Consider the following 22,101-nt stretch of genomic DNA (forward strand, 5'->3'; position numbering starts at 1 on the left):
GACTAGATGTGTCAATAGGCATCGAAATCCAGGAAGTTTAGGCTGATCTCTTCCGTCGGTACGCTGGCATGCTCGTCGTCAAGAGATCGATAGATCAAATTGAGCGGTGACGGTCGCAGGGCATCCGGCACGCTGATCGACAGGCCTCGCCGAAACGTACCCGCTGGCAGCAAGCCCAGGAAAAGACGCGGCAACGGTGGCACCGCTTCAAGCTTCGACGACGTTGGCTGTTGAGATACCGGCACTTCTCCRCAGACTACGATCCCTGGATAACCGGTGCGAGCGTGGGCAGCGAAAACGCCCTCCTCCACGCGAGCAATCCGTATCTGATTACGCGGGCTGGCGGCACGCCACGCGAGCCGCGTCCCAGTCCAGTCGCCCCGAATCGAGGCCTGCTGGCACGCCGCAGGCCAGTCTACCTTCGCAAGCCGGCCCATTGAGATCTTGGCCTCCAACGGGCTCACCAGTTGGAATCCCAGCTTGCGCGTGAACCCCGGCGTGCTGTTCGCATTGGCGACGCCGTAGACGAAACTGAAACCCTTCTCAGCACCCAGTGCATACGTACGGCGAGCCAATTCCGTGAATAGACCGCGCCCCTGGAATTCCGGGTGCGTCGCGGTATTCAGGGACAGCATTGCCCGACGTCGTTGGCCGAAGAGAAACATGTCCGCCGGAACGCAGACATAGTGACCGGCCAGCCGCTCCCCGACGAAGGCGTCATAGCCAATGACCGGACCGGACGGATTCTCACGGTACAGCCAGCGAAGATACCCCTCCCGCAGGTGATCGGCCCCGGGAAAACACACGCGAAAGAGCTCGGAATATTGGGCTAGCGCGGCATCATCCGTCCGCGTCGGGGCAAACTCAAACATGCTCAACCTGCATCGTTATGCTCTGTGATTAAACTCTTCCGCGCTGCGAAGAGCCGGTGGACCGGACGAATAGGCACACTTGCGATATCACTTCCGATGAACGCCAGCAACAATTGCAAACCCGTCAGGAACGATAGCGCCGCTACCATTACGGTCCCTACCGGCGTGCTGATATCGAGCCTGCTGGAGTCGTACCAATGGTAGCCGCCAAAAATAATGCCAAAAGACATCACCAGAAGACCGACCACCAATTCAATGCTGGCCAATGAAACATCGCGAAGAAAATAATTATAGAAAATTCTCTTCCCAAAGTTCCTGATGTGCTTCGTAAGAAACTCGCCCATGATCTTCGAAATCTTCAGATTGCTGACCTCCTCACCGTAGACTGCATCCATTGGGATATCGACAACCACGGCCCGGAACGTACCCAGACGAAACAGCATGTCGGTTTCAAAGAAATAGCGTTCGCTTATGCGCTCCAATGGGAGCCTGCGAACCACATCGGCGTGAATTGCCGTATAACCGTTGGTCGGGTCGAAAATATCCCAATAGCCGGTAGAGAGCTTCGACATCAAGGAAAGCACTGCATTCCCGAAGATACGTACGGCCGGCATGCGCCCAATATTCCCGAGATCGTAGAAGCGATTCCCCTTGGTGTAGTCCGCGTCACCCGAAATAATCGGCATGACGAACTCCGGGATCAAGGAAGGATCCATCTGCCCGTCACCGTCGACCTTGACAATCACGGTGGCTCCGTCCTCGACAGCTGCGCGGTAGCCAGTCATTACTGCCCCGCCAACCCCTTTGTTCCTCTCGTGGCGGATCACGCTTACGCGCGGATCGGTGCATTGCTGCTCCACAAGCGCGCCGCTACCCTCGGGACATGCGTCGTCTATGACGTAGATTCGCCAAACCAGTCCGCAGATCTCATCAATCACTGACAGAATATGATTGACAACTTTGTAGCTGGGGATGATCACCGCGACGCGCTGCTCACCTACATTCCACCTTTCAGCGTACGGCTTCATTACCAATACTCTCTTCCCAGTATATTGTTCAACGATATATCCAATATTTCGAAACCGTAAAGCCAAGCAAGGCCAGAACGGCATCTGCCACCGGCTTGACTAGCCACGTGAAATGCAGTCCCTTCGCATGATCCATGTAACCGATGACGATAGTGCTCGCAACGGTCATGACACCCCAGGACAAAGAAAACCTGAGCAGATGCCGCAAGCTCAAGCCGCCATCCAGCGCCAGCGAGAACGTCGCTTTTCCATTCAACCAGAAGCCCACCAGGGCGCCGATAATTCTGCCCGTAATATTGGCAGGAACAACCCCGATGCCTAGAGCGGACAAGAGCACGAAGCACCCCCAATCGACCCCAAGTTGAAGTACTCCCACGATTCCGTAGGAAACACCTTCCCTGAGAATTCCCATATTCTACCTATATCGTCGATAGCAAACCGCATTGCCATCACCCAAAGCAATAAAGCTGCCACATATGCAATGACGCACCCCCGAGCAGCCTCGGCTTACTGGCAGCCCGGCCGGCGCGCGCCTACGCAGGAATCTAATCTGTTCTCTTCTGCTGCCTGCGCGAAAGAAGTCGGCGCCCCTTCCTCAGAAAACGAGCCGCATTATGCATAATGGCCAGATGCACAGCAGTCACCAGCAGGAAAGCCAGGAATATCCAGTATTCCGGCACCCCCCTTTTCCACGCTAACACCCCGATCGCGCCAAAAAGCGCATTGCTCACAAGAATGATCCACACGACTTTGTCGGTAGGGATATCGATTCTTGCCAGCACATGATGGAGGTGTGTGCGATCCGCGGACAGCGGGTTCCGGCCCGCCATGGCGCGCCTGGCAGTCACAGCGGTGAGGTCCATCAATAGCACACCGGTTATCCACAACATGACAGCAGGAGGAACATGCTTTCCCGCGTTATACGATGGTTGCGATAGCTCAACCGCAAACCACACCACCGCGAAGCCGAGCATCAGACTACCCGCATCGCCTAGAAAGACACGCTTCTTCCCCCTAAGCGGATTGGGAATATTGAAAATCAAGAATCCTACCAACGCGCCAAACAGGATCACGCAATATCGCTGGGCGGTGAAATTGCCTACCTCGCCAGCAAGATAGGAGAACCAGCCAAAAACCGTGAGCGCCAGGCCGCCTGCCAGACCGTCCAGGCCGTCCATCATATTCATCGCGTTGATCACCGCGACCACCGCAAACAGCGTCAGTGGTATCCCCCAGTTCGTCAGTTCAATTTCGCGTTTGCCGAACAGATCGCCGAGTGACATGAGGAATACCCCTCCCCAGGAGGTCATCAGGATCGCTGCAAACAGCTGAGCGCACAATTTCGCCAACGGCGTCATGCCGCGCAAGTCATCAATCACACCGACCGCCGCCAGCAAGGTCACTCCCGCCAACAGGGCAACGTGATAGTCCGAAACCCTGACGAACGCGGCAGACCCCGCCCACACGGCTAACGTGATGGCAATTCCGCCAACCAGCGGCACTTCCCCGCTATGGCGCTTGCGCCCACCCGGCTTGTCGAGCAATTCACCGCGCAACGCCAGCGGCCGCAGCATTAGCACGGCGGCCACGGCACTCAGAGCCACAAAGAGAGGAACCCAAAAGAAATCGTACATGTTGATCTAGTCCGAACCGGAACCCTGCGCAATATATCGCCAGTAGGCCGAAGACGTCATCAAACGCCAGAGACTCGCTAGATGCCACCGGAAATGAAGACTGCTGACTGTAGTTTGGCGCCTGGCATCATGAACAACGGAAGCCCCCTGCACCCAACTCACACTTTTTCCCGCCAGATGAAGGCGCAGGCAAACATCGACGTCCTCACAGTACAAATGGTATCTCTCGTCGAAGCCATCGATCGCGGCGAAGGACGCCCGGTCAAACACCAGGCACATCCCTGCCAGCCAATCGACGGGCTGGACGGGTAAATTCGCATCATAGTCGGCCTGTCTCCTTCCCAGGAGCACACGCGATGCCAGGCGCAGGACCGATGGGTTCCGGCGCGCGCTATCCTCTATGCCACCGCCGGGCGCGAGGACCTTCGGGCCAGCGACGCCCGGATGCAGCCTCACCTGTTCCGCAAGGATTGCCAGGGGATTACCGGTCGTCATCCTGAGATCCGGATTCAGGACAGCGAAGAACTCCCCGGTGCTTAGCGCGAACGCGGCGTTATGATTTGCGCCAAATCCGCGCGGCTCGCTGTTCTTTATCAGCCGATAGGGAACACCCGAGCTACGCGCTATCGACTCCAGACGGCCAGGTATATTCTCGGTCAGGATCAATTCGAGCGATATCGACGATGCAAATCCGGCAAGATCGTCGAGCAATGGCGCAATCAAGTCATCGTGTCCGTGGCTGACGATCGACACGGACATCCGGATCGGCCCGTTCACAGAACGCCTCCATCAATCAGCAGCCTGCCCACGGGACTTTGCTGGAATCGCCTGAACCAGGTCTGCTCTCCCCGGAAAGCCATTGCCGCGCCGGGCGAATCCCTGAAGTCCAGCGCAACTGCCGCCGCCTTCGCCATCTCGTCCGCCGTGTTCGCGAGAAATACGCCGCGCTCTCCCTCTCGTTGGCGCATCTCCCCAAACCGAGTCGAGATAACTGGTATGCCGAGCGCACGATACTCGTAATACTTGATGGGATCGACAGAGTCCGTCAATTCACTCCGCTTGAACGGTATCAGGCCGACGTCAAACTCCGTGACCGCGTCCATCGCCTTCTCATGCGTGCACGGCGGCAGCATTTCCACGTTGCCCGGCAGGCCTGCTGGCACAGGGACAAAGACCGGGCCGATCACGCGAACCGTGGCTTGCGGCTGCGCCCGCGCGAGCGCCGCTACCGCATCCCAGTCAAACCACCGCCCGATAGTGCCGATATAGCCAAACACGCGGCGTGAACCGTGCTGGGACAAAGGCGCACGGGGCGCCGGCAGGACGGCCGGATCACAGGCATTGCGAACCAGGCTCACATCATTACGGATCAGGCGCCACTGGTCCAGCAGGCAGGTCGAAGAGGCAAGCACCATCTGAGCCTTCGCCACCACGGCTGCTTCTCGCCGCGACATGACGAAGCGAGACACCCCACTATAGAACGCGGAGAAATGGTCCATCGAATCATAGACGGAGCCCTTGAACCACCGCTTTGACAGCAGCAGCAAAGCGAGGAGCGACGGCTTGCCAATAGCGAGGAAGGTATCTCCTTCTTTAGCGAACGATTCGATGGCATGGAGCGCATTACGCCACAGCGTTACGTTGGCCCAAGCCAACAGCGGCAGCGGCTCCACCGGCAATGCCCTTGGCCTCACTAGCTTAAGCCACGCCGGGGGCTCGCCCTGTTGCGCGATGCTCTTGCCCTCATGCGACCCCAAGCGTAGCCGCCGGAAGTCGCCTATGTTGGGCAAGCGGGTGGGATAAGGCTCCACCCAGACCACGTCTCCCCCGCTTTGCGCATGAAACCATTCGACGAATTTATGCGGCCTCTGCGAAAAGGAAGACCATGGAACCGGCGACAGGTAAACCAATCGGATCATGCAAAATACTCGCGCAGAACCTTCACGATGCGTTCCGATGCGTGTCCATCCCCGTATGGCGAAACGCCTCGGGCCATGCTGCGATAGGCCTCGGGATCATCCAGGAGCCGCTGCGCTTCGGACACGATGCGTTCGTAGTCCGGGCCCACGAGCTTGACCACGCCGGCGTCCACCGCTTCCGGCCGCTCCGTCTCACGACGCAGCACCAGCACGGGCTTGCCCAGCGCCGGCGCCTCTTCCTGTACACCGCCCGAATCGCTGAGGATCAGGTACGCGCGCTTCATGGCCGCAACGAATGGCAGGTAGTCGAGCGGCTCCGTCAAGGTTACGCGCGGTAAGGTCCCTAGCATGCGATGCGCGATGTCGCGCACGTTGGGGTTGGGATGTACGGGATAAAGAACCTCGATGTCCTCGTTCGTCTCCACCAAGTGCCTGATAGCCCGGCAGATCTCCTCAAACGGCTTGCCAAAGTTCTCCCTACGATGCGAGGTGACCAGCACCAGGCGCTTGCCCGCTTGCACTGCCGGCATCAGATGGTCGCAGCGCTCGACCACATCGAGCAGTGCGTCGATCACCGTATTGCCCGTCTGCGAGATTTCGCTATCGGCAATGCCTTCGCGCAGCAGATTCTCACGGGATGAGGCGGTGGGCGCGAAGTGCCAGCGTGCAATGCGCCCTGCGATCACGCGATTCATCTCTTCCGGAAAGGGATTTTGCATGTCCCAGGTCCGCAGGCCAGCTTCGACGTGCCCAAAGGGAATGCGACGGTAAAAGCAGGCCAGGGCCACCGTCATCACGGTAGTGGTATCTCCCTGGGCTACCACGGCGTCAGGCCGCTCCGCGTCAAGGACCTGGTCCACCTCGACGAGGAGACGCGACGTCAATTCCACCAGCGACTGATTCGGCCGCATGATATTCAGATCAATATCAGGCTCGATGCCAAACAAGCCGAGTACTTGATCCAGCATCTGGCGATGTTGCGCGGTGGCGAGTACCCTGCAATCCGCCCAAGGCTCGCCCTTCAGCGCGTTGATCAGGGGCGCCATCTTGATCGCCTCCGGGCGCGTTCCCACGACGCATATAATCTTCCTTTTCATCTTCAGAGCAACCTTCTATTAATGCGAAATTGATTGGTCAGAGATCCATAAAATGGAAATCCATAGACAAAACACCCTTGCCTGCGGGAACGCATACCGCGCGAAATGCCTGATTCGCTCGAAACAATGGCACCCTCTCCCCATTCACACTTGCCCGCCACCACGGGTGATAAACATCCGATAAAACAAACCAAGCTGGAGCATCTGCCACATACTCAACTTCCAGCCTGTTGTTTCGATACTCTCGCAAGGTATAGCTTAGCGACCCCTTGCAGGACTTCATGGCCTGGATCTGCGCCTCTGTCAGCGCCCCGTCATCCGTAATCTCAACGCTCCGCTCTGGCTGGAAATCCTTCATGCCTTCRCCAGGCGCCACCACCACGAATTGCTTGGGATTCAACACACGAGGCAGCGGTTCCTTTACTTCCCAGATCTGCGTATTATCGAACTCAGCCACCGGTCCGCGCAGTGCCTTCAAATACTCCGGGTCAAGCTGATCCAATGACGCGCTACTGACGACATATTTGACGCCTAGCGCCCGGAACCTCGGCGAGCCATAACTGGAAGCCACACCCTCGATCCGTTGACTCGCCGACGATTCGGGCGCCCCGTAAAACCGCTTATAGGCGGCCTCGACCAGCGGATTGTAGCCCAACGTGGACTGGAACCGCTCGATCGACGGGACGTTGCGCCACATTCGCCAGGCATCGATCTGTTCGATACGCGAGTCGATCCCACCTTGATTGGCTACGCGCGGCTTTAACCATTCCGTCACTGGATTATCGCCAGGTTTCGGGAAAAAGTTGGAGACATAACCTTTCCCCACCGCATTGAACGGCTTCCCCACACCCGCGAACGCCAAATCCGCCGCCACGGCAAGCACAAGAATTGTGGTTAATATGCGTGTTTTCCTAAATATTACCCAGAGCAATATATAGACCAGACATGGCAGCAGGAAGCGCCCAGCCACATTATAAAATGGCACGCTACCAGCATAAAGAAACCACGCCATCCACAAGACCACCGCAACTCCCGCGATAATCAGGCCGGCAAGCCGCACGGGTTGTCGCGCGACGTAAAGGCGCAAGCGGGAAATCGAATCGTCGTCAAGATTCAACAACAAAAATGCAAATATCGCATTTACCAGAAACATTGCGTCATTGGGGCGACGAAAGAGCTTGACGCCAGGAATCAATTCATAGTAGGCGCGATAAACATGCCAGTTCGGCCCAAGAGCATATGTTATAAAGAAAACCAGCCCAAGCAAAAATGCCGCTTTCTCGCGGCGTTGAAATTCGTCTTTCGGCTTTGAAAGTATTGATGCACCTACGAGAACCAGTGGAACCAGGCCTATATAGAAATAGTTGGACGTGAGCTCTCCCAACCAGGGCTTACCCATCGTGGATCCAGAATAGGCGGAAAGAAGAAACGTGAAGAACGCTAGGAATTCCGCTCCGCCAGGATTCGCAGCCAGATAATCATAGAAAATTTCGGGCCTATTCGAAATGCCGAGAAACACCTTTACCGCATAGAGAAACGGGAACGACAGCGACAGCGCCACCAGCATCGCAAGGACCAGCGCGGTCCACCGCCGTGCGTTCCCCAGCGAGCGCCAGTTCGTGAGCAGGTACAGCACTAGGAATAACGTAGCCAGATAGGTCACTTGCGTGCCATGCAGCAGCAATAGCCCACCCGCGATCCCTGCCATCAAACCCGCCTTCCAAGCTCCCGACCGTATGACACGGCTAAGATATAGAAAGCAAAAGGGCAGGATTGCATAGCCGACAATCATCGGCGTGTGCTGCAGACGGGCAATGGCCACCCCGCCAAACATGTAGACCAGCGCCGCGATGACGGCGATTGCGACGGGCGTACCGCGGTCCCGTGCGCACAGCACGATCCCTACGCCGCCAAGCAGCACGTGCAAGAGTACGGCGATACTGAACGCGAGGAGGTAGTGCGGAGCCAACACCACCATGATCAGATTCATCAGCGGCGAAAATACCATGCCCTGCGGGTCGGCCACATTCGCAAAACCAGCGAAGAGGTACGGGTTCCATAGCGGCAACTCGCCATCAATATACGAGCGCGCATTGAACAGCATTTGCGGATAGAACTCGTCCATCGCATCAAATGGGATATAGATCCCACCCGACAGCCAGCGCCAGGAAAGCAGGCACCAGATCAATGCGACCGCCACCAGCGCTCCGCGATAGGAAACCTTGTTCTGGTGACATTCACCGCCATATGCGTACGAGCTTATCTTGCCATCACTCAAGCTCTCCACCGTCCCCTCCGCTGCATAACTCACCACTCCCGGCGGCCAGATAGCCTGGTGCCTCAGCCCAGTGCACCCCCTCGGCCACACTCGCGTGAAGGACGAGCGCGTCTCTTGCCACCAAAATCAACGACTTCTGGACATCGGTAGCCTCGCTCACTGCCGCCACCAATCCACCTGTCAGGCATCCGGCTTGGGATACGAAAGGGATGCAGCCAATCGATCCCGCCTTCCTAAATGCCGGTAGTGCGCCGGATTACTGTCTGTAGCGATGGGGCACCCATGGCCCCCACTTCGCCTCATAGATGGCCCGATTCTTCTCCATTAGCGCCTTGCGCCGTTCATCCCCCAGCTTGTTGAAAGATGCCGACAAATGGTGATGCACAAAAACGTCCTCCGCGCATACGCATCGCAAGTTTTCCTGCTGCAACCGGCGACAATAGTCGTCATCCTCGAAAAAGCCCAGGCCAAACGCTTCATCCAGGCCGCCGACCTTCTCATAGACCGTTCGCGGGATCATCACGCAGAAGAAGGCAGCTGTATGAATATCAAATGTGCGCCCCATCTGCGCCACCGTGTATTTGCGCGCCAGTGCCGGCATCTCCTCCGTACTGTCGTACGTAATCGAGATCTTTGCTTCGTTGCCAATATTATTGGTCACTGGCCCGATCAATCCGATCGATTCGTCCGCACGAAGGTGCCGCACCAGACCAGAGGCCCAGCCCGGCGTCACGACAGTGTCGTTATTCAAGATAACCAGATACTCGCCGGAAGCCGCCGCCAGACCCAGATTATTTCCGGCCGCAAAGCCCGTGTTCTCGTCGCTCAGCAATAGCTTGACGTCGCTGCGTCCATTGGCATAGGCGCGAAGATAGTCGGGGCTGCCATCCGACGACGCATTGTCAACGATGACGATTTCATGACGTACGTCTGCCGTGCACGCGTCGATACTGGCCAGGCATTTCTTGGTCAGGTCAAGATTGTTATAGGTCAGCACCACAATGCTTACCAACGGCCGGACCGCGTTCGCCAGCGCATCCTCCAACTCCTCGGCTCGATGCTTCCAGGTCTGTTGCGAGGCAAACGCGATTCGCCTGCGCACGATATCGCTCTCCCGGCTTTCCGACAGGGCCTGGTGGCATTCGGCAACAAAGGCTTCGTGCCCCTCGGCGGTATAGACCAGTTCGCCGAACTGCTTCATTTCCGGCAAGCTCACAGATACGACGGGCTTACCGGAGCAGAGGTACTCGTAGACCTTTACCGGATTTGTCGCCAGCGTAAGATCGATTACGCGGAACGGCAGTACGCAAATATCGAATGCATATAGATAGTGCGGCAGTTCCGCATAGGGAATCTCGCCAAAGAATTCGATGTTGGGGAGGTCGGCCAGTTGTGTACTTGCGTTGCAGGTGTCCGCACCGATCATCATCACTAGATGATCGGGAAATGCAAGCGCGACCTTACGCACCAGTTCCACATCGAACCATTCCGCGATAGCCCCGTAGTAGCCAATAATGCGCCGCTTCTTCGGGTCCTGGAAAACTCGCTCTGGCTGCGTACTGAAATGCTTGAAGTCGCAAGCATTGCGAACCGTGAAGACGTTGGCATTCTTGCCCTCGCATGCATTCCGAAGCCAGTCGGAGGTGACGACCAGGACATCGCTTTCCGCCATCAAGCTCTTTTCGGCAACAATCATTTCCACCGATACGTTGCCAAACCCCTCGTGGTGGTCCATGCAGTCATAGACCATCCGGCTCCTTGGGACGCTGTGCGCAAAGCCCAGCCAGAATGGATGCTGGACGACTGAAATATAGGCTTCCGCACCCGCCCAGCGGACAAAGGCCGCCAACCCACTTCGGATTTGCTCGTGAATCAGTTCAGGCGCCAGTTCATTGTAGATAGGGGGTGCGCCCAGAGCATGGAAGCGGACTTGATAGACGCCGGGCTGCCCGCCAATCGACTCGATGCTAAAACCAGGTTCCGGCCGGTCGAGCAATTGGGCACTGACATAGAAGACGCGATGGCCGCGTGCTGCGAAGCCCAATGCCAGTTGCTGGGGCCGCTGGAAACGGAAGTGCCAATCGATCACGCCCCAGAAAATGACGTCCTCGCCCTCTCCATGGGGTTCGGCCGGCGGCAATACGATGTCAGCCTTGACGATCGGCGACGCGTGAAGATTCGAACCGACCTTGCGCCGCACCGTGGCGATGACCGCATCAGCGCCCTCGCGCCGATAGAACTCGAGCAGCTTGCGCGACGTCTTAACGATGCCACCCTGCCGCGCGATGAACCGCTTCAGGCGGCCCAACGAACGCCGCGTCTTTACAAACGGGCTCCAGATCATGCGTAGCGGTGCAGTCACCCGCCACGACAAGGAACCGTAAACAAGTGCAAGGTCCTTGTCGCGTTGCTCAAGCACAGTCACAGCATCATTGCACCGACTCTCGGCCGCCGCACTGCGGCGCTCAGCCGACGCACTTTGCCGTAGAGCCTCCTCGCTCCGGAACTCTGCCAGCGCACGCGCACGCTCTGCATGGTCGAGTTGCTCCGAAAAAAGCTTGCGCTCAGCGGTTGCCTTTTTCAGTTGCGCATTAGCCGCCTGAAAGCGCTGGAAATGGCCAGCCGCAATGACTTCTACCTGCCCCAGGGTCAATCCTTGCGCAAGGATCGCGTCTGGCCGCCCGTAGATCAGCAACATCTGTTCGCCCGGCCAGTAGCATGGATGATGCTGTCTCGTATCCATCAATTCAGCATGGACCAGCGCCATGCCGTTGCGCAACTGCACGGGTGTATTACCGAAATCGAACGTGAACTCGTGCTCGGGTATGCGTTCGAACTCGCGGTAAGGAACCAGCACCACCAACCATTGGCCGATGTATGGATCCAGCTTTTCCAGCACATCGAAAGGCTGGTCGAAATGTTCGAGCGTATTTGAACTGAATATGACGTCAAACGGCTTCGCAGCAATGACGCCTTGCTCGAGCAGGTTGACGGCGCGAAACGGCAGCCCTGGATAATTCTGGGTTGCTTTATGTATTGCAGCGTCCGAAAAGTCGATTCCGACCACTTCGGCAGGCGCCAGTGCATCCGTGAGCACCCTTGTCCCGTCGCCCTCGGCACAACCCCAGTCGCATACGGTCAGCGCGCCTGTGCGAATCGCGTCGCCTAGCCAATCCGGAAGATGCCTCATTGCGAGTTGGCAGAAATATTGCGTCTGCTCGCGACCAGAGGCTTCTGACCAATCCTGTTCGAAGCGATTATCCCAGTAGCTCTTGCTGTTGATATTAGAGTCCATCACAGAGGTGCAACCTTTTGCGAGATAATAGAAACCGCCTGGTCGATGCTAGGCACAAACATACCGTGTACGGTTCCGGGCCAGATTGAAGAAAAATATAGACCGCCTTCGATATATTCGAGATACCGCACCGTTGCGCCCGACCGGTCCTCCACAGCGAGGGCCATCATGTAGTTGCCAGGCGCCAACTGATTGGTCATGCGAAACTCGACAAGCACGTCACCGCCGGCGTCGCGCTGAAACCGGTAGCCACTATCCCAAGTGGTCGAAACGATCAGGTCCGATCCAGCAATATTCTTGATCGACAGAGCAATGCCAAGAGACGACACATCCGAAGAATCCGGCAGGCCGCACTTGATCCTGACGACGAAACTCGCCTCGCCTTTGATGACGGAGACTGGCTCCATATTGCTGGCATCAAGGAGGTCAATCTCCTCGATGCAGCCCATCGCTTCTCCCCAGTGACTGATCGCGCGCCGATGGTGCTCTGGCTTTTGCAAGTCGCCCGCTTCCGCTGTGGCGAGGCAACCTTCCTCGTCGTCATCGAACAGGAATTTCATATATCGAGCGGTCACGCTCAATACATCCCCTTCCAGGCGCATGACGCCCTTGTCCAGCCAGATCGCTCTGTCGCACAAAGTACGCACAGCGCCAACATCGTGGCTCACAAAGAGGATAGTGGCACCCCCATCCTTAAGTGCCTTGATGCGGTCCAGGCATTTCGACTGGAAACGAGCATCCCCCACCGCCAGCGCTTCATCCACGACAAGTAGCTTTGGGTCCACATGTACGGCCACGGAGAAAGCCAGCCGCACGAACATGCCGCTCGAATAGGTCTTGACCGGCTGATCGATAAAATCACCAATCTCAGCGAACGCTTCGATCTGAGGAAAGACCGCATCGATCTCCGCTCTCGTGAGGCCAAGGATGGCAGCATTCAGATAGACATTCTCTCGCCCACTGAACTCCATATTGAAGCCTGCGCCGAGTTCAAGTAGGGCTGCAATACGGCCATGCACATCGATCGATCCCGCAGTCTCCGCCAGCGTGCCGCAAATAATTTGCAGCAGCGTTGACTTACCCGAACCGTTGCGGCCCAGAAAGCCAATGCACTCGCCCGCGCGGACCTCAAAACTTACGCCCTTCAGCGCCCAATGCTCGCGATAGAGTGGCGCCTGAGCAAAGCCGGTCAGGCTTGCGATACGGCCGCGCACCGCTTGCAGCAGACGATCACGCGGCTTGTCGTAAATGCGAAAGCACTTCCCCAGATGCGCGGCGCGAATCACAACATCAGAGGACATCGGCAAACCCCCTGCGCAAATGCTGGAAGAGCGTGAAACCACACCACGCCACAACGACTGCGCCCAATGAATAGATAGCAAGCCCGGACCAATTCGGCATGCCACCACCAATCATCACGGTCCTGAGCTGCTCCATTGGGAACGTCAGCGGATTTAGACGCATGAAGGGCTGCAGGCGTGCTGGAAGCGCCGATACCGGATAAAACATGGGCGACATAAACATCGTTACCGTAACCATGACCCCAATAATCTGACCGAGGTCTCGCAAATAGACCCCTAGCGATGCAAGCGCCCAGATCAATCCGACCACGAAGCACGCGAACGGCAACAGGATCAAGGGGAACAGCACAATAGTCGGGCTGAGCGTGTGGCCAAGCAGGAGGCTAAATGCCATTAGCACGCAAAGTCCGATCAGGGCATGAAAAAAACCGGCAAATAGGGTTACCCAGGCAAGTAATTCGAGGGGAAACACCACTCGCTTGACGAAGTTCGCATTGCCGATGATCAGACTCGGCGCACGCGAGACGCACTCTGCAAACAAGCCATGAACAATCATCCCCGCGAAAGCCATCAAGGCAAAGTCAGAGGAATTCTCGAAACCGCTGCCCCAACGCGACTTGAAAACATGGCCAAACACGAAGGTGTAGACCGACAGCATCAACACTGGGTAGAACAATGACCATAGCAGACCGAAAATCGATCCGCGGTACCGACCAACGACCTCGCGCCTGGTAAGCTGGTACACCAGGCTCCGGTGGCGAAATAACGCGCCGAACGGACCCATCACGATATGGCTGGCGGGGAGAATGGCCCTGCTCACTTTTGCTCCAGAGACTGCGCCAGCGACAATCCTCGCTGGTCCTTCGCGGCGAGAATGGGCTCGCCGTCGAGCGGCCAGTCGATCCCGAGCGCCGGATCGTTCCAGGCCAGGCTGCGTTCGTGTTCCGGATACCAGTAGTCAGTGGTCTTGTAGAGGAACTCGGCGGACTCGGACGTCACCATGAAACCGTGGGCAAACCCTTCGGGCACCCACAGTTGGCGCTTGTTCTCCGCGGAAAGTGTCAGGCCGGTCCATTTGCCAAAAGTGGGCGAGCCGCGGCGCAGGTCAACCACCACATCAAACACTTCGCCCGAAGTCACCCGCACCAACTTACCCTGCGGACGCTGAATCTGGTAATGCAGCCCACGCAGCACATTGCGCGCGGAGCGCGAGTGATTGTCCTGCACGAACTCGCGCTTGAGCCCGGTCGCGGCTTCAAACGCCTTGGCATTGAAGCTTTCAAAAAAGAATCCTCGGTCGTCGCCGAACACTTTGGGTTCGAGGATGAGCACCTCAGGGATATCTGTAGGGATGACTGTCAGGTTCATGGTCTTGCTTACTTGATCGTTTCCGAGACAATGCGCTGCAGGTACTGTCCATAAGCGTTTTTGGACAGTGGCTTGGCCAGCGCCGCCACCTGCTCGGCATCGATCCATTTGCTGCGATACGCGATTTCTTCCGGACAAGCGACCATCAGGCCCTGCCGGTTTTGCAGCGTGGCGATAAAACTGGCCGCTTCCAGCAGCGAGTCATGCGTGCCGGTATCGAGCCACGCATAGCCGCGCCCCATGATCTCCACGTCGAGCTGCGCCATCTCGAGATAGCGCTTGTTGACGTCAGTGATCTCGAGCTCACCCCGGGCTGACGGCTTGATATCGGCCGCGATGTCGCAGACCTGCCGATCATAAAAGTAAAGCCCGGTAACGGCATAGTTTGAACGCGGCTTCAGCGGCTTTTCTTCGAGCGATAGCGCACGGAAGTTGTCGTCGAATTCGACTACGCCGTACCGCTCCGGATCGTGCACGTGATAAGCGAACACTGTGGCGCGCGCGTCCTGGCTGCCGGCACGGCCAAGCTGGCCCACCAGGTCGTGGCCATGGAAGATGTTATCGCCCAGGATCAGTGTGGAGGAATCGTTGCCGATAAAGTCGCGGCCGATGATAAAGGCCTGCGCCAGGCCGTCCGGCGACGGCTGGACCGCGTACTGGAGGTTGATGCCCCATTTGCTGCCGTCGCCGAGCATGTCGGCGAAGCGTGGCGTATCGTCCGGCGTGGAGATCACAAGGATGTCACGAATCCCTGCCAGCATGAGCGTGGACAAGGGATAGTAGATCATCGGCTTGTCGTACACCGGCAGCAATTGCTTGGAGACCGAGCGTGTGATCGGATAAAGCCGCGTGCCGGAACCCCCGGCCAGGATGATGCCTTTGCGCATGGTGCTGAGATCAGGAAAGGATCTGGTCGAGCAGGAAATGTATTCCCTGCTGCCAATCCGGAAGATGGATGTCGAAGGTTTCGCGCAGCTTGCTCGTATCAAGACGCGAATTGGCGGGCCGAGGAGCTGGTAGTGGATACTCGCTAGCCGGAATCGGCACAATGCTCTCGGGATCCGCCTTTAATGCTACGCCCTTGGACGCCGTATAGCGCAACACTTCAGTAGCATAGGCGTGCCAGGTGGTCTCGCCGCAGGCCGCCAGGTGATAGATGCCGGCCGGGAAGGCGGCGCGATCGCCCGCCAGCCAGTGGCGGGCGATGATCTGCGCGGTCACGTCGGCAATCAGCGCTGCCGTGGTCGGCGCGCCGAACTGGTCGGCAATCACACGCAGGCTATCGCGCTCGCGGCCCAGCTTGAGCATGGTCTTGGCGAAGTTGCCGCCATGGGCGCCCGCCACCCAGCAGGTGCGGAGCACCAACGCAGTGGCACCGGACGCTGCGATAGCCTGCTCGCCGGCCAGCTTGCTCTTGCCGTAGATGGATTGCGGGTCGACCGCATCCAGTTCGACATAGGGGCCCGCCTTGCGGCCATCGAACACGTAGTCGGTGGAATAGTGCACCAGCAAGCTGCCAAGCGCCTTTGCCTCCTCGGCCAGCACGCCGGCCGCGACGCCATTGACAGCAAACGCGGCGTCGGCGTCCGTCTCGGCCTTGTCCACCGCGGTATAGGCGGCAGGATTGACGATCACATCGGGCCGGTACTGCCGAATCAGCTGGCGTAGCGTGTCCGGACGCGAGAGATCGCAAGCGGCACGATCCAGTGCGATCACATTGCCAAGCGGCGCAAGGCTCCGGCGGAGTTCGAATCCGACCTGGCCGTTGCTTCCTGTTACAAGAAGGGTAGGAATATTTTGCGCCTTATGCGGCATATTGTTTTGCCACCCAGTTCCGGTATTCACCGGACATCACATCTTGCACCCAGCCCTGATTGTCCAGATACCACTGCACGGTCTTGCGCATGCCGGTCTCAAAAGTCTCGACTGGCTTCCAGCCAAGCTCGCGCTCCAGTTTGCGCGCATCAATGGCGTAGCGGCGGTCATGACCAGGACGGTCCTTGACGAAGGTGATCTGATCCCGGTAGGAACCGGCCGCCTTCGGGCGCAGTTCGTCGAGCAGGTCGCAAAGGGTGTGGACCACGTCGAGATTGGTCTTCTCGTTCCAGCCGCCCACGTTGTACGTCTCGCCCAAGCGGCCTCGCGCCAGCACTTCGCGGATGGCAGCGCAGTGGTCGCCCACATACAGCCAGTCGCGCACGTTCAGGCCATCGCCATAAACCGGCAAGGGCTTGCCGCCGAGCGCATTGGCGATGATCAACGGGATCAACTTTTCGGGGAAATGATAGGGCCCGTAGTTGTTGGAGCAATTCGTGGTGAGAACCGGCAAGCCATACGTGTGGTGGTAGGCCCGTACCAGATGGTCGGATGCAGCCTTCGATGCCGAATAGGGGCTGTTGGGCGCGTAGGCCGTGGTCTCGGAGAATTGCGGATCGCCGGCTTCGAGGGAACCGAAGACCTCGTCGGTGGAGACGTGCAGGAAGCGGAAGGATGCCCTGGCTTCGTCATCGAGCGCGCTCCAGTAGGCGCGCACGGCTTCGAGCAGGGTGAAGGTGCCGACAATATTGGTCTGGATGAACTCGCCGGGACCATGGATGGAGCGGTCGACATGGCTCTCGGCGGCAAAATGCACCACGGCACGGGGCTTGTAGGTCGTCAGCAACTGGTCGAGCGCGGCGCGGTCGCAGATATCCGTCTGCGAGAATACATGGCGAGCGTCGCCATCCAGCGAGGCAAGCGTCTTGCGGTTGCCTGCGTAGGTGAGCTTGTCGACATTGACAATGCCGTCGGTAGCCCCGGTGCCGAACCAGTTCAGAACAAAGTTGGCACCGATGAACCCCGCACCGCCCGTAACAAGAATATGAGACAAAAGTTGTGCTCCCTGCCTATCGATATATTTCGAGGACCCGACCAATGCCGAGCGCCCGCCTTGGTCCATTGTGGGGACGGCGGGATCTTAAGTACCTGCAGAAGTGGCGGTATTCTATCCGACCGGGGGCAGGGCCTTACCCGGAACAGGCATCTTTTTGTAGCCTGTTGTAACGTCCCATCGAAAATTTCCGCACAATGTTGCCAATTCGGATCAGTTTACATGTGTGATCATTCAGGCAATTTATTTTTGTGAACAATACGCATTATTTTGCTGTAGGCGACCTCCAGGGTTGCGCGGGTTCGCTTGACGAACTCCTTTTTCAGCGCTTGCCGGCCGACAGCCAGCTCCGCTTCGTAGGCGACCTGGTCAACCGCGGCCCGGCCTCGGCGCGCACGCTGCGCCTGGTCCGTCAGCTTGGCGAGCGCGCCGAATCCGTGCTCGGCAATCATGATATCCACCTGCTGGCCGTGGCCGCCGGTGTACGCAAGCGCGGCCGCAGCGACACCCTGGATGACATTCTTGAAGCCCCGGATTGCGATGAATTGCTCACATGGCTAAGGCACCGCCCATTGGCCATCCGTGAAAACGGTTTCCTACTTGTGCACGCCGGCGTACTGCCGCAGTGGACGGCCGAGCAGACCATGGAGCTGGCGTCCGAAGTGGAGCAAGCGCTGCGCGGTCCCAACTGGAAGGCTTTCCTGGCCGACATCTTCGGGAACGCGGCAGTTCGATGGGATGCAGGCCTGCGCGGCATCGAACGTCACCGCGTCGTGGTCAATGCCCTCACCCGCCTGCGCTTCTGCAGCGCGGAAGGGGTGATGGACCTGAAGAGCAAGGAAGGTCCCGGCGGCACGCCCAGGGGCCATATGCCCTGGTTCGACGTCCCCGGCCGCCTGACCGAAGACACCACCGTGGTTTGCGGACACTGGTCCACGCTTGGGCTGGTGATGCGCCCCAACCTCATGGCGCTGGACACGGGCTGCGTCTGGGGCGGCAAGCTCACGGCGGCGCGGCTGGCGACGGATCCGGCGCAGCGCTCGCTGATCCAGGTGGACTGCCCGCAATACTGCGATCCGCTCGCCTAAGCCAGCGGCCAGGCACGGGCTGGCTTACGGCGTGGCAGCCGGCTCGGGTGAACCCGCCCCCGCACCCACTTCACCGAAGGCACGTTTGTTGCCAGCGCCGCCATTGACCTGCCCCGCCAGCTCGGCGGCATGTTGTTGCGCACCCTGACTCAGGTGGGTTACCACTTCCCGGGCGGCCTCGGCCAGCTCGCGCCGGCTGGCGCTGGTGGCGGTCAGGGCTGGCGCGAAGCACAGCCTGGCGATGATCGGCGGCGCCCGCAAGATGGCGTCAAGTGTCTGCAGCAGGGTCAGGTCGCCGATATATGCCGGTGCGGTGGTCGGCTGGCCGGTCGCGGCATCCAGGTAGGCCAACCCGACCGGCTGCACGGGCAGCCCACCCGAGATCGGCGCCTGCATCAGGTTGGCGTGGAAGGGCAGCACGCTGGCGCCATCCGTGGTCGTCCCCTCGGGAAACACGCAAACCAGGTCGCCCTGCAGCATCACGTCGGTAATCGCATGCAGTACGCGGTGCGCATCGCGCTTGCGCGCACGTTCGATAAAGATGGTGCCGGTCTGCGCGCACAGCCAGCCGATCACGGGCCAGTCGCGGATCTCCGATTTGGCCACGAAGCGCACGGGCTGCCAGCTGTTGATGACGTAGATGTCCAGCCACGAAATGTGGTTGCAAACCACCATGGCGCCATGCGGCGGCGCCTGCCCAGGCTGCAGCCCCTGCACCTCGACCGTGATCCCGCAGATCCCCAGCAGCCGGCGCGACCAGCGCCGGATATGCCACTGGCGCGACTCGACACCCAGCCACGGGAACAGCACGGCGCAGGTGACCAGGCCGCGCAGCAGGTGCAGGATCAAAGCGGTTTTCCGTAGCCAGATCATGCAATCCCCGCCGGCGGGCCTGCGTGAATCGTCTTGCCCGTGTCCACTCGGCCCGGCATGACGCTCAGTGCAGTTCGTAGACGACGTGGCCGCCGACCAGCGTGGCACGCACGCGGCCGCGCATCTCGTAGCCCAGCCACGGCGAATTCTTGCCCTGGCTCTTGAGAGCGCGCCGCTCGACCTTCCACTCCTGCTCGGGATGGAAGATGCAGATATCGGCAGCGCTGCCCGCGCTCAGCGTGCCGGCCGCCAGGCCCAGCACGCGGGCCGGTTCGGCGGTGATGCGGGCCAGCGCCTTGGACAGCGGGACCTTGTGTTCCTCGGCCCAGCGCAGCGTCAGTGGCAGCAGCAGCTCCAGCCCGGTGGCGCCGGGGGAGGCCTCGGCGAAGGGCAGCAGTTTTTCATCGTCGTCCACCGGGGTGTGGTCCGAGCACAGGGCGTCGATGGTGCCGTCGGCAAGACCTGCCACGATGGCGTCGCGATCACGCGCGCTGCGCAGCGGCGGCGAGAAGCGCATCTGCGAGTTGAAGTAGCCGATATCCATGTCGGTCAGCGACACGTGATGGATGTTGACGTCGCAACTCACCGCGAGGCCTTCGCGCTTGGCCTGGCGCACCAGTTCGATGCCGGCGGCCGAGGACAGCCGGCACAGGTGCACGCGCGCGCCACTGCTGCGCATCAGCTCGAAGATGGTGTGCAGGCGCACTGTCTCGGCAATCACCGACATGCCGGACAGGCCCAGGCGCGATGCCACCGCGCCGCTGGCGGCCACGCCGCCCCCGAGGTAGGGATCTTCCGGGCGCAGCCATACCGTGAAGCCGAAGGTCTGCGCGTACTGCAGCGCGCGCAGCAGCACCTGGGTATTCCGGATCGGCGCCTCGGCCTGCGAGAAGCCGATGCAGCCGGCCTCGGTCAGTTGCGACATCTCGGTCAGCGTCTCGCCCTTCAGGCCCAGCGTCAGCGCGCCCAGCGGGTAGACGTGGGTCTGGTTGAGCGTGCGGGCGCGGTACTTGAGCATTTCGACCAGGCCGGGCTCGTCGAGCACGGGGTCGGTATCGGGCGGGCAGACCAGGCTGGTCACGCCGCCGGCGGTGGCTGCCGCCACTTCGGATTCCAGCGTGGCCTTGTATTCATAGCCGGGCTCGCGCAGGCGCGCGGAGAGGTCGACCAAGCCGGGGCAGACGATCAGCCCGGTCGCGTCGATGGTCTTGTTGGCATGGAAATCCGCCGGCGCGCTGCCCACGCCGACGACCTTGCCGGCGGCGATGTAAAGGTCTTGCTGCGCATCGACGTTCGCGGCCGGGTCGATCAGGCGGCCGCCCTTGATGTGGATCTTCATATCGTGTCGCTTGCTTGGCTTGTATTCGGTTGTTCTGGCTTGCCTGGACCTTGTCGGCCGGGCGCTCGCTATCAGTCGCGGCGATATCAGTCGTGGTTTCCGGCCACGATGCCCATCACGGCCATGCGTACCGCAATGCCGAAGGTCACCTGATTGAGAATCACGGATTGCGGGCCGTCCGCCACGGCGGAGTCGATCTCCACGCCGCGGTTCATCGGGCCCGGGTGCATCACGATGGCGTCGGGCTTCGCCCGCGCCAGGCGCTCCGGCGTCAGGCCGTAGGCCTTGAAGTACTCCTGCGCCGACGGCAGCAGCGCCCCGCTCATGCGCTCGTTCTGCAGGCGCAGCATGATCACCACGTCCACGCCCTTGAGCCCCTCTTCCATATTGTGGAAGACGCGCACACCCATCTGCTCCAGCCCCGAGGGCAGCAGCGTGCGCGGGCCGATGGCGCGCACTTCAGGCACGCCCAGCGTGGTCAGCGCATGGATGTCGGAGCGCGCCACGCGGGAGTGCAGGATGTCTCCCACGATCGCGACCGTCAGGTTGGTGAAGTCCTTCTTGTAATGGCGGATGGTGTACATGTCGAGCAGCCCCTGCGTGGGGTGCGCGTGACGGCCGTCGCCGGCGTTGATGACATGCACATGCGGCGCGACATGCTCGGCGATCAGGTAGGGTGCGCCGGAACTGGCGTGGCGCACCACGAACATGTCGGCCGACATCGCCGACAGGTTGTTGATGGTGTCGAGCAGCGATTCGCCCTTGCTGGTGGACGAGGCGTTGATGTTCAGGTTCAGCACGTCCGCCGATAGCCGCTTGGCGGCGATCTCGAAGGTGGTGCGGGTGCGTGTGGAGTTCTCGAAGAACAGGTTGAACACGCTTTTGCCGCGCAACAGCGGCACCTTCTTCACATCGCGGTCCGAGTCGGACAGCGAGACGAACTGGCTGGCAGTGTCGAGGATGTGCGCGACCATCTCGCGCGACAAGCCCTCGATCGAAAGCAAATGCTTGAGCTCGCCGTTCTTGGTCAGTTGCGGGTTGCGGAACGTCTTGATCATGGCAGGTAGAAAGGGCCGGGCGGTGGCGATTGACTGGTCTGGAGCGTGCGTTTCTGGCGCCCCGTTACCGGGGCGCCGGGCG

At 59.5% G+C, this 22,101-nt stretch carries 19 protein-coding genes; 1 reads left to right on the plus strand and 18 read right to left on the minus strand.

Going from position 1 to position 22,101, the window contains the following annotated elements; translation table 11 throughout:
- Nucleotides 1–11: 11 nt before the first annotated feature.
- The 15 genes from AC1DN0_RS29665 to rfbB all read right to left on the minus strand — a co-directional run bounded on the left by AC1DN0_RS29665 (nucleotide 12) and on the right by rfbB (nucleotide 17,661).
- The gene (locus AC1DN0_RS29665; protein ID WP_477111265.1) at nucleotides 12–872 is read right to left on the minus strand and encodes a GNAT family N-acetyltransferase; all 861 of its coding nucleotides are present in this window, start codon (nucleotides 870–872) and stop codon (nucleotides 12–14) included.
- 2 nt (nucleotides 873–874) lie between these two features.
- On the minus strand, nucleotides 875–1,900 hold the full coding sequence (locus AC1DN0_RS29670; protein ID WP_477111266.1) for a glycosyltransferase family 2 protein: 1,026 nt from the start codon (nucleotides 1,898–1,900) through the stop codon (nucleotides 875–877).
- Between the two features lie 28 nt (nucleotides 1,901–1,928).
- Nucleotides 1,929–2,312, minus strand: coding sequence for a GtrA family protein (locus tag AC1DN0_RS29675; protein WP_477111267.1), 384 nt, complete (start codon nucleotides 2,310–2,312; stop codon nucleotides 1,929–1,931).
- 133 nt (nucleotides 2,313–2,445) lie between these two features.
- Nucleotides 2,446–3,534, minus strand: coding sequence for an MraY family glycosyltransferase (locus AC1DN0_RS29680; RefSeq protein WP_477111268.1), 1,089 nt, complete (start codon nucleotides 3,532–3,534; stop codon nucleotides 2,446–2,448).
- A gap of 6 nt (nucleotides 3,535–3,540) precedes the next feature.
- Nucleotides 3,541–4,311, minus strand: a complete 771-nt coding sequence (locus AC1DN0_RS29685; protein WP_477111269.1) for a glycosyltransferase family protein — start codon at nucleotides 4,309–4,311, stop codon at nucleotides 3,541–3,543.
- Nucleotides 4,308–5,453 (minus strand): glycosyltransferase family protein, encoded by a 1,146-nt coding sequence (locus tag AC1DN0_RS29690; protein WP_477111270.1) that lies wholly within the window; start codon nucleotides 5,451–5,453, stop codon nucleotides 4,308–4,310. The genes AC1DN0_RS29685 and AC1DN0_RS29690 overlap by 4 nt, the downstream gene beginning before the upstream one ends.
- Nucleotides 5,450–6,550 carry a non-hydrolyzing UDP-N-acetylglucosamine 2-epimerase gene (gene wecB / locus AC1DN0_RS29695; protein WP_477111271.1) on the minus strand — a complete coding sequence of 367 codons (1,101 nt, stop codon included), beginning with the start codon at nucleotides 6,548–6,550 and terminating at the stop codon, nucleotides 5,450–5,452. Before wecB ends, AC1DN0_RS29690 begins: the two co-directional genes overlap by 4 nt.
- 37 nt (nucleotides 6,551–6,587) lie before the next feature.
- On the minus strand, nucleotides 6,588–8,828 hold the full coding sequence (locus AC1DN0_RS29700; protein WP_477143986.1) for a hypothetical protein: 2,241 nt from the start codon (nucleotides 8,826–8,828) through the stop codon (nucleotides 6,588–6,590).
- A 256-nt stretch (nucleotides 8,829–9,084) separates the two neighbouring features.
- Complete coding sequence (locus AC1DN0_RS29705) at nucleotides 9,085–12,123, minus strand: glycosyltransferase (RefSeq protein WP_477111273.1); 3,039 nt, start codon at nucleotides 12,121–12,123, stop codon at nucleotides 9,085–9,087.
- Nucleotides 12,123–13,424: an ABC transporter ATP-binding protein gene (locus AC1DN0_RS29710; RefSeq protein WP_477111274.1), complete on the minus strand. Its 1,302-nt coding sequence runs from the start codon at nucleotides 13,422–13,424 to the stop codon at nucleotides 12,123–12,125. Before AC1DN0_RS29710 ends, AC1DN0_RS29705 begins: the two co-directional genes overlap by 1 nt.
- Nucleotides 13,414–14,208: an ABC transporter permease gene (locus tag AC1DN0_RS29715; protein WP_477111299.1), complete on the minus strand. Its 795-nt coding sequence runs from the start codon at nucleotides 14,206–14,208 to the stop codon at nucleotides 13,414–13,416. The genes AC1DN0_RS29710 and AC1DN0_RS29715 overlap by 11 nt, the downstream gene beginning before the upstream one ends.
- A 32-nt stretch (nucleotides 14,209–14,240) precedes the next feature.
- A complete protein-coding gene (gene rfbC / locus AC1DN0_RS29720) occupies nucleotides 14,241–14,792 on the minus strand; it encodes a dTDP-4-dehydrorhamnose 3,5-epimerase (protein WP_477111275.1) in 552 nt (183 codons plus the stop codon).
- A gap of 8 nt (nucleotides 14,793–14,800) precedes the next feature.
- Complete coding sequence (gene rfbA, locus AC1DN0_RS29725) at nucleotides 14,801–15,679, minus strand: glucose-1-phosphate thymidylyltransferase RfbA (RefSeq protein ID WP_477111276.1); 879 nt, start codon at nucleotides 15,677–15,679, stop codon at nucleotides 14,801–14,803.
- 10 nt (nucleotides 15,680–15,689) lie between these two features.
- Nucleotides 15,690–16,607 (minus strand): dTDP-4-dehydrorhamnose reductase, encoded by a 918-nt coding sequence (gene rfbD, locus AC1DN0_RS29730; protein WP_477111277.1) that lies wholly within the window; start codon nucleotides 16,605–16,607, stop codon nucleotides 15,690–15,692.
- Entirely contained in the window at nucleotides 16,597–17,661 is a 1,065-nt protein-coding gene (gene rfbB, locus AC1DN0_RS29735) for a dTDP-glucose 4,6-dehydratase (protein ID WP_477111300.1), read from the minus strand. The genes rfbD and rfbB overlap by 11 nt, the downstream gene beginning before the upstream one ends.
- A 245-nt stretch (nucleotides 17,662–17,906) precedes the next feature.
- Here rfbB and AC1DN0_RS29740 point away from each other — a divergent pair, with 245 nt between their 5' ends.
- The gene (locus AC1DN0_RS29740; protein WP_477143991.1) at nucleotides 17,907–18,749 is read left to right on the plus strand and encodes a symmetrical bis(5'-nucleosyl)-tetraphosphatase; all 843 of its coding nucleotides are present in this window, start codon (nucleotides 17,907–17,909) and stop codon (nucleotides 18,747–18,749) included.
- 24 nt (nucleotides 18,750–18,773) lie between these two features.
- Here the strand turns inward: AC1DN0_RS29740 and AC1DN0_RS29745 are convergent, their stop codons facing one another.
- The 3 genes from AC1DN0_RS29745 to AC1DN0_RS29755 form a co-directional block, all read right to left on the minus strand.
- The gene (locus tag AC1DN0_RS29745; protein WP_477111279.1) at nucleotides 18,774–19,622 is read right to left on the minus strand and encodes a lysophospholipid acyltransferase family protein; all 849 of its coding nucleotides are present in this window, start codon (nucleotides 19,620–19,622) and stop codon (nucleotides 18,774–18,776) included.
- 64 nt (nucleotides 19,623–19,686) lie between these two features.
- Nucleotides 19,687–20,961, minus strand: coding sequence for a dihydroorotase (locus AC1DN0_RS29750; protein ID WP_035863798.1), 1,275 nt, complete (start codon nucleotides 20,959–20,961; stop codon nucleotides 19,687–19,689).
- Between the two features lie 86 nt (nucleotides 20,962–21,047).
- Entirely contained in the window at nucleotides 21,048–22,019 is a 972-nt protein-coding gene (locus AC1DN0_RS29755) for an aspartate carbamoyltransferase catalytic subunit (protein WP_276286380.1), read from the minus strand.
- Between the last annotated feature and the right edge of the window lie 82 nt (nucleotides 22,020–22,101).

Source organism: Cupriavidus sp. 05N39 (genome assembly GCF_056397325.1).

Excerpts from the sequence above, each read along its gene's own strand:
- AC1DN0_RS29670 (WP_477111266.1), bottom strand. The coding sequence starts at position 1,900 with ATGAAGCCGTACGCTGAAAGGTGGAATGTAGGTGAGCAGCGCGTCGCG.
- AC1DN0_RS29675 (WP_477111267.1), bottom strand. The coding sequence starts at position 2,312 with ATGGGAATTCTCAGGGAAGGTGTTTCCTACGGAATCGTGGGAGTACTT.
- AC1DN0_RS29680 (WP_477111268.1), bottom strand. The coding sequence starts at position 3,534 with ATGTACGATTTCTTTTGGGTTCCTCTCTTTGTGGCTCTGAGTGCCGTG.
- AC1DN0_RS29690 (WP_477111270.1), bottom strand. The coding sequence starts at position 5,453 with ATGATCCGATTGGTTTACCTGTCGCCGGTTCCATGGTCTTCCTTTTCG.
- wecB (WP_477111271.1), bottom strand. The coding sequence starts at position 6,550 with ATGAAAAGGAAGATTATATGCGTCGTGGGAACGCGCCCGGAGGCGATC.
- AC1DN0_RS29705 (WP_477111273.1), bottom strand. The coding sequence starts at position 12,123 with ATGGACTCTAATATCAACAGCAAGAGCTACTGGGATAATCGCTTCGAA.
- AC1DN0_RS29710 (WP_477111274.1), bottom strand. The coding sequence starts at position 13,424 with ATGTCCTCTGATGTTGTGATTCGCGCCGCGCATCTGGGGAAGTGCTTT.
- AC1DN0_RS29715 (WP_477111299.1), bottom strand. The coding sequence starts at position 14,208 with ATGGGTCCGTTCGGCGCGTTATTTCGCCACCGGAGCCTGGTGTACCAG.
- rfbC (WP_477111275.1), bottom strand. The coding sequence starts at position 14,792 with ATGAACCTGACAGTCATCCCTACAGATATCCCTGAGGTGCTCATCCTC.
- rfbA (WP_477111276.1), bottom strand. The coding sequence starts at position 15,679 with ATGCGCAAAGGCATCATCCTGGCCGGGGGTTCCGGCACGCGGCTTTAT.
- rfbD (WP_477111277.1), bottom strand. The coding sequence starts at position 16,607 with ATGCCGCATAAGGCGCAAAATATTCCTACCCTTCTTGTAACAGGAAGC.
- AC1DN0_RS29745 (WP_477111279.1), bottom strand. The coding sequence starts at position 19,622 with ATGATCTGGCTACGGAAAACCGCTTTGATCCTGCACCTGCTGCGCGGC.
- AC1DN0_RS29750 (WP_035863798.1), bottom strand. The coding sequence starts at position 20,961 with ATGAAGATCCACATCAAGGGCGGCCGCCTGATCGACCCGGCCGCGAAC.
- AC1DN0_RS29755 (WP_276286380.1), bottom strand. The coding sequence starts at position 22,019 with ATGATCAAGACGTTCCGCAACCCGCAACTGACCAAGAACGGCGAGCTC.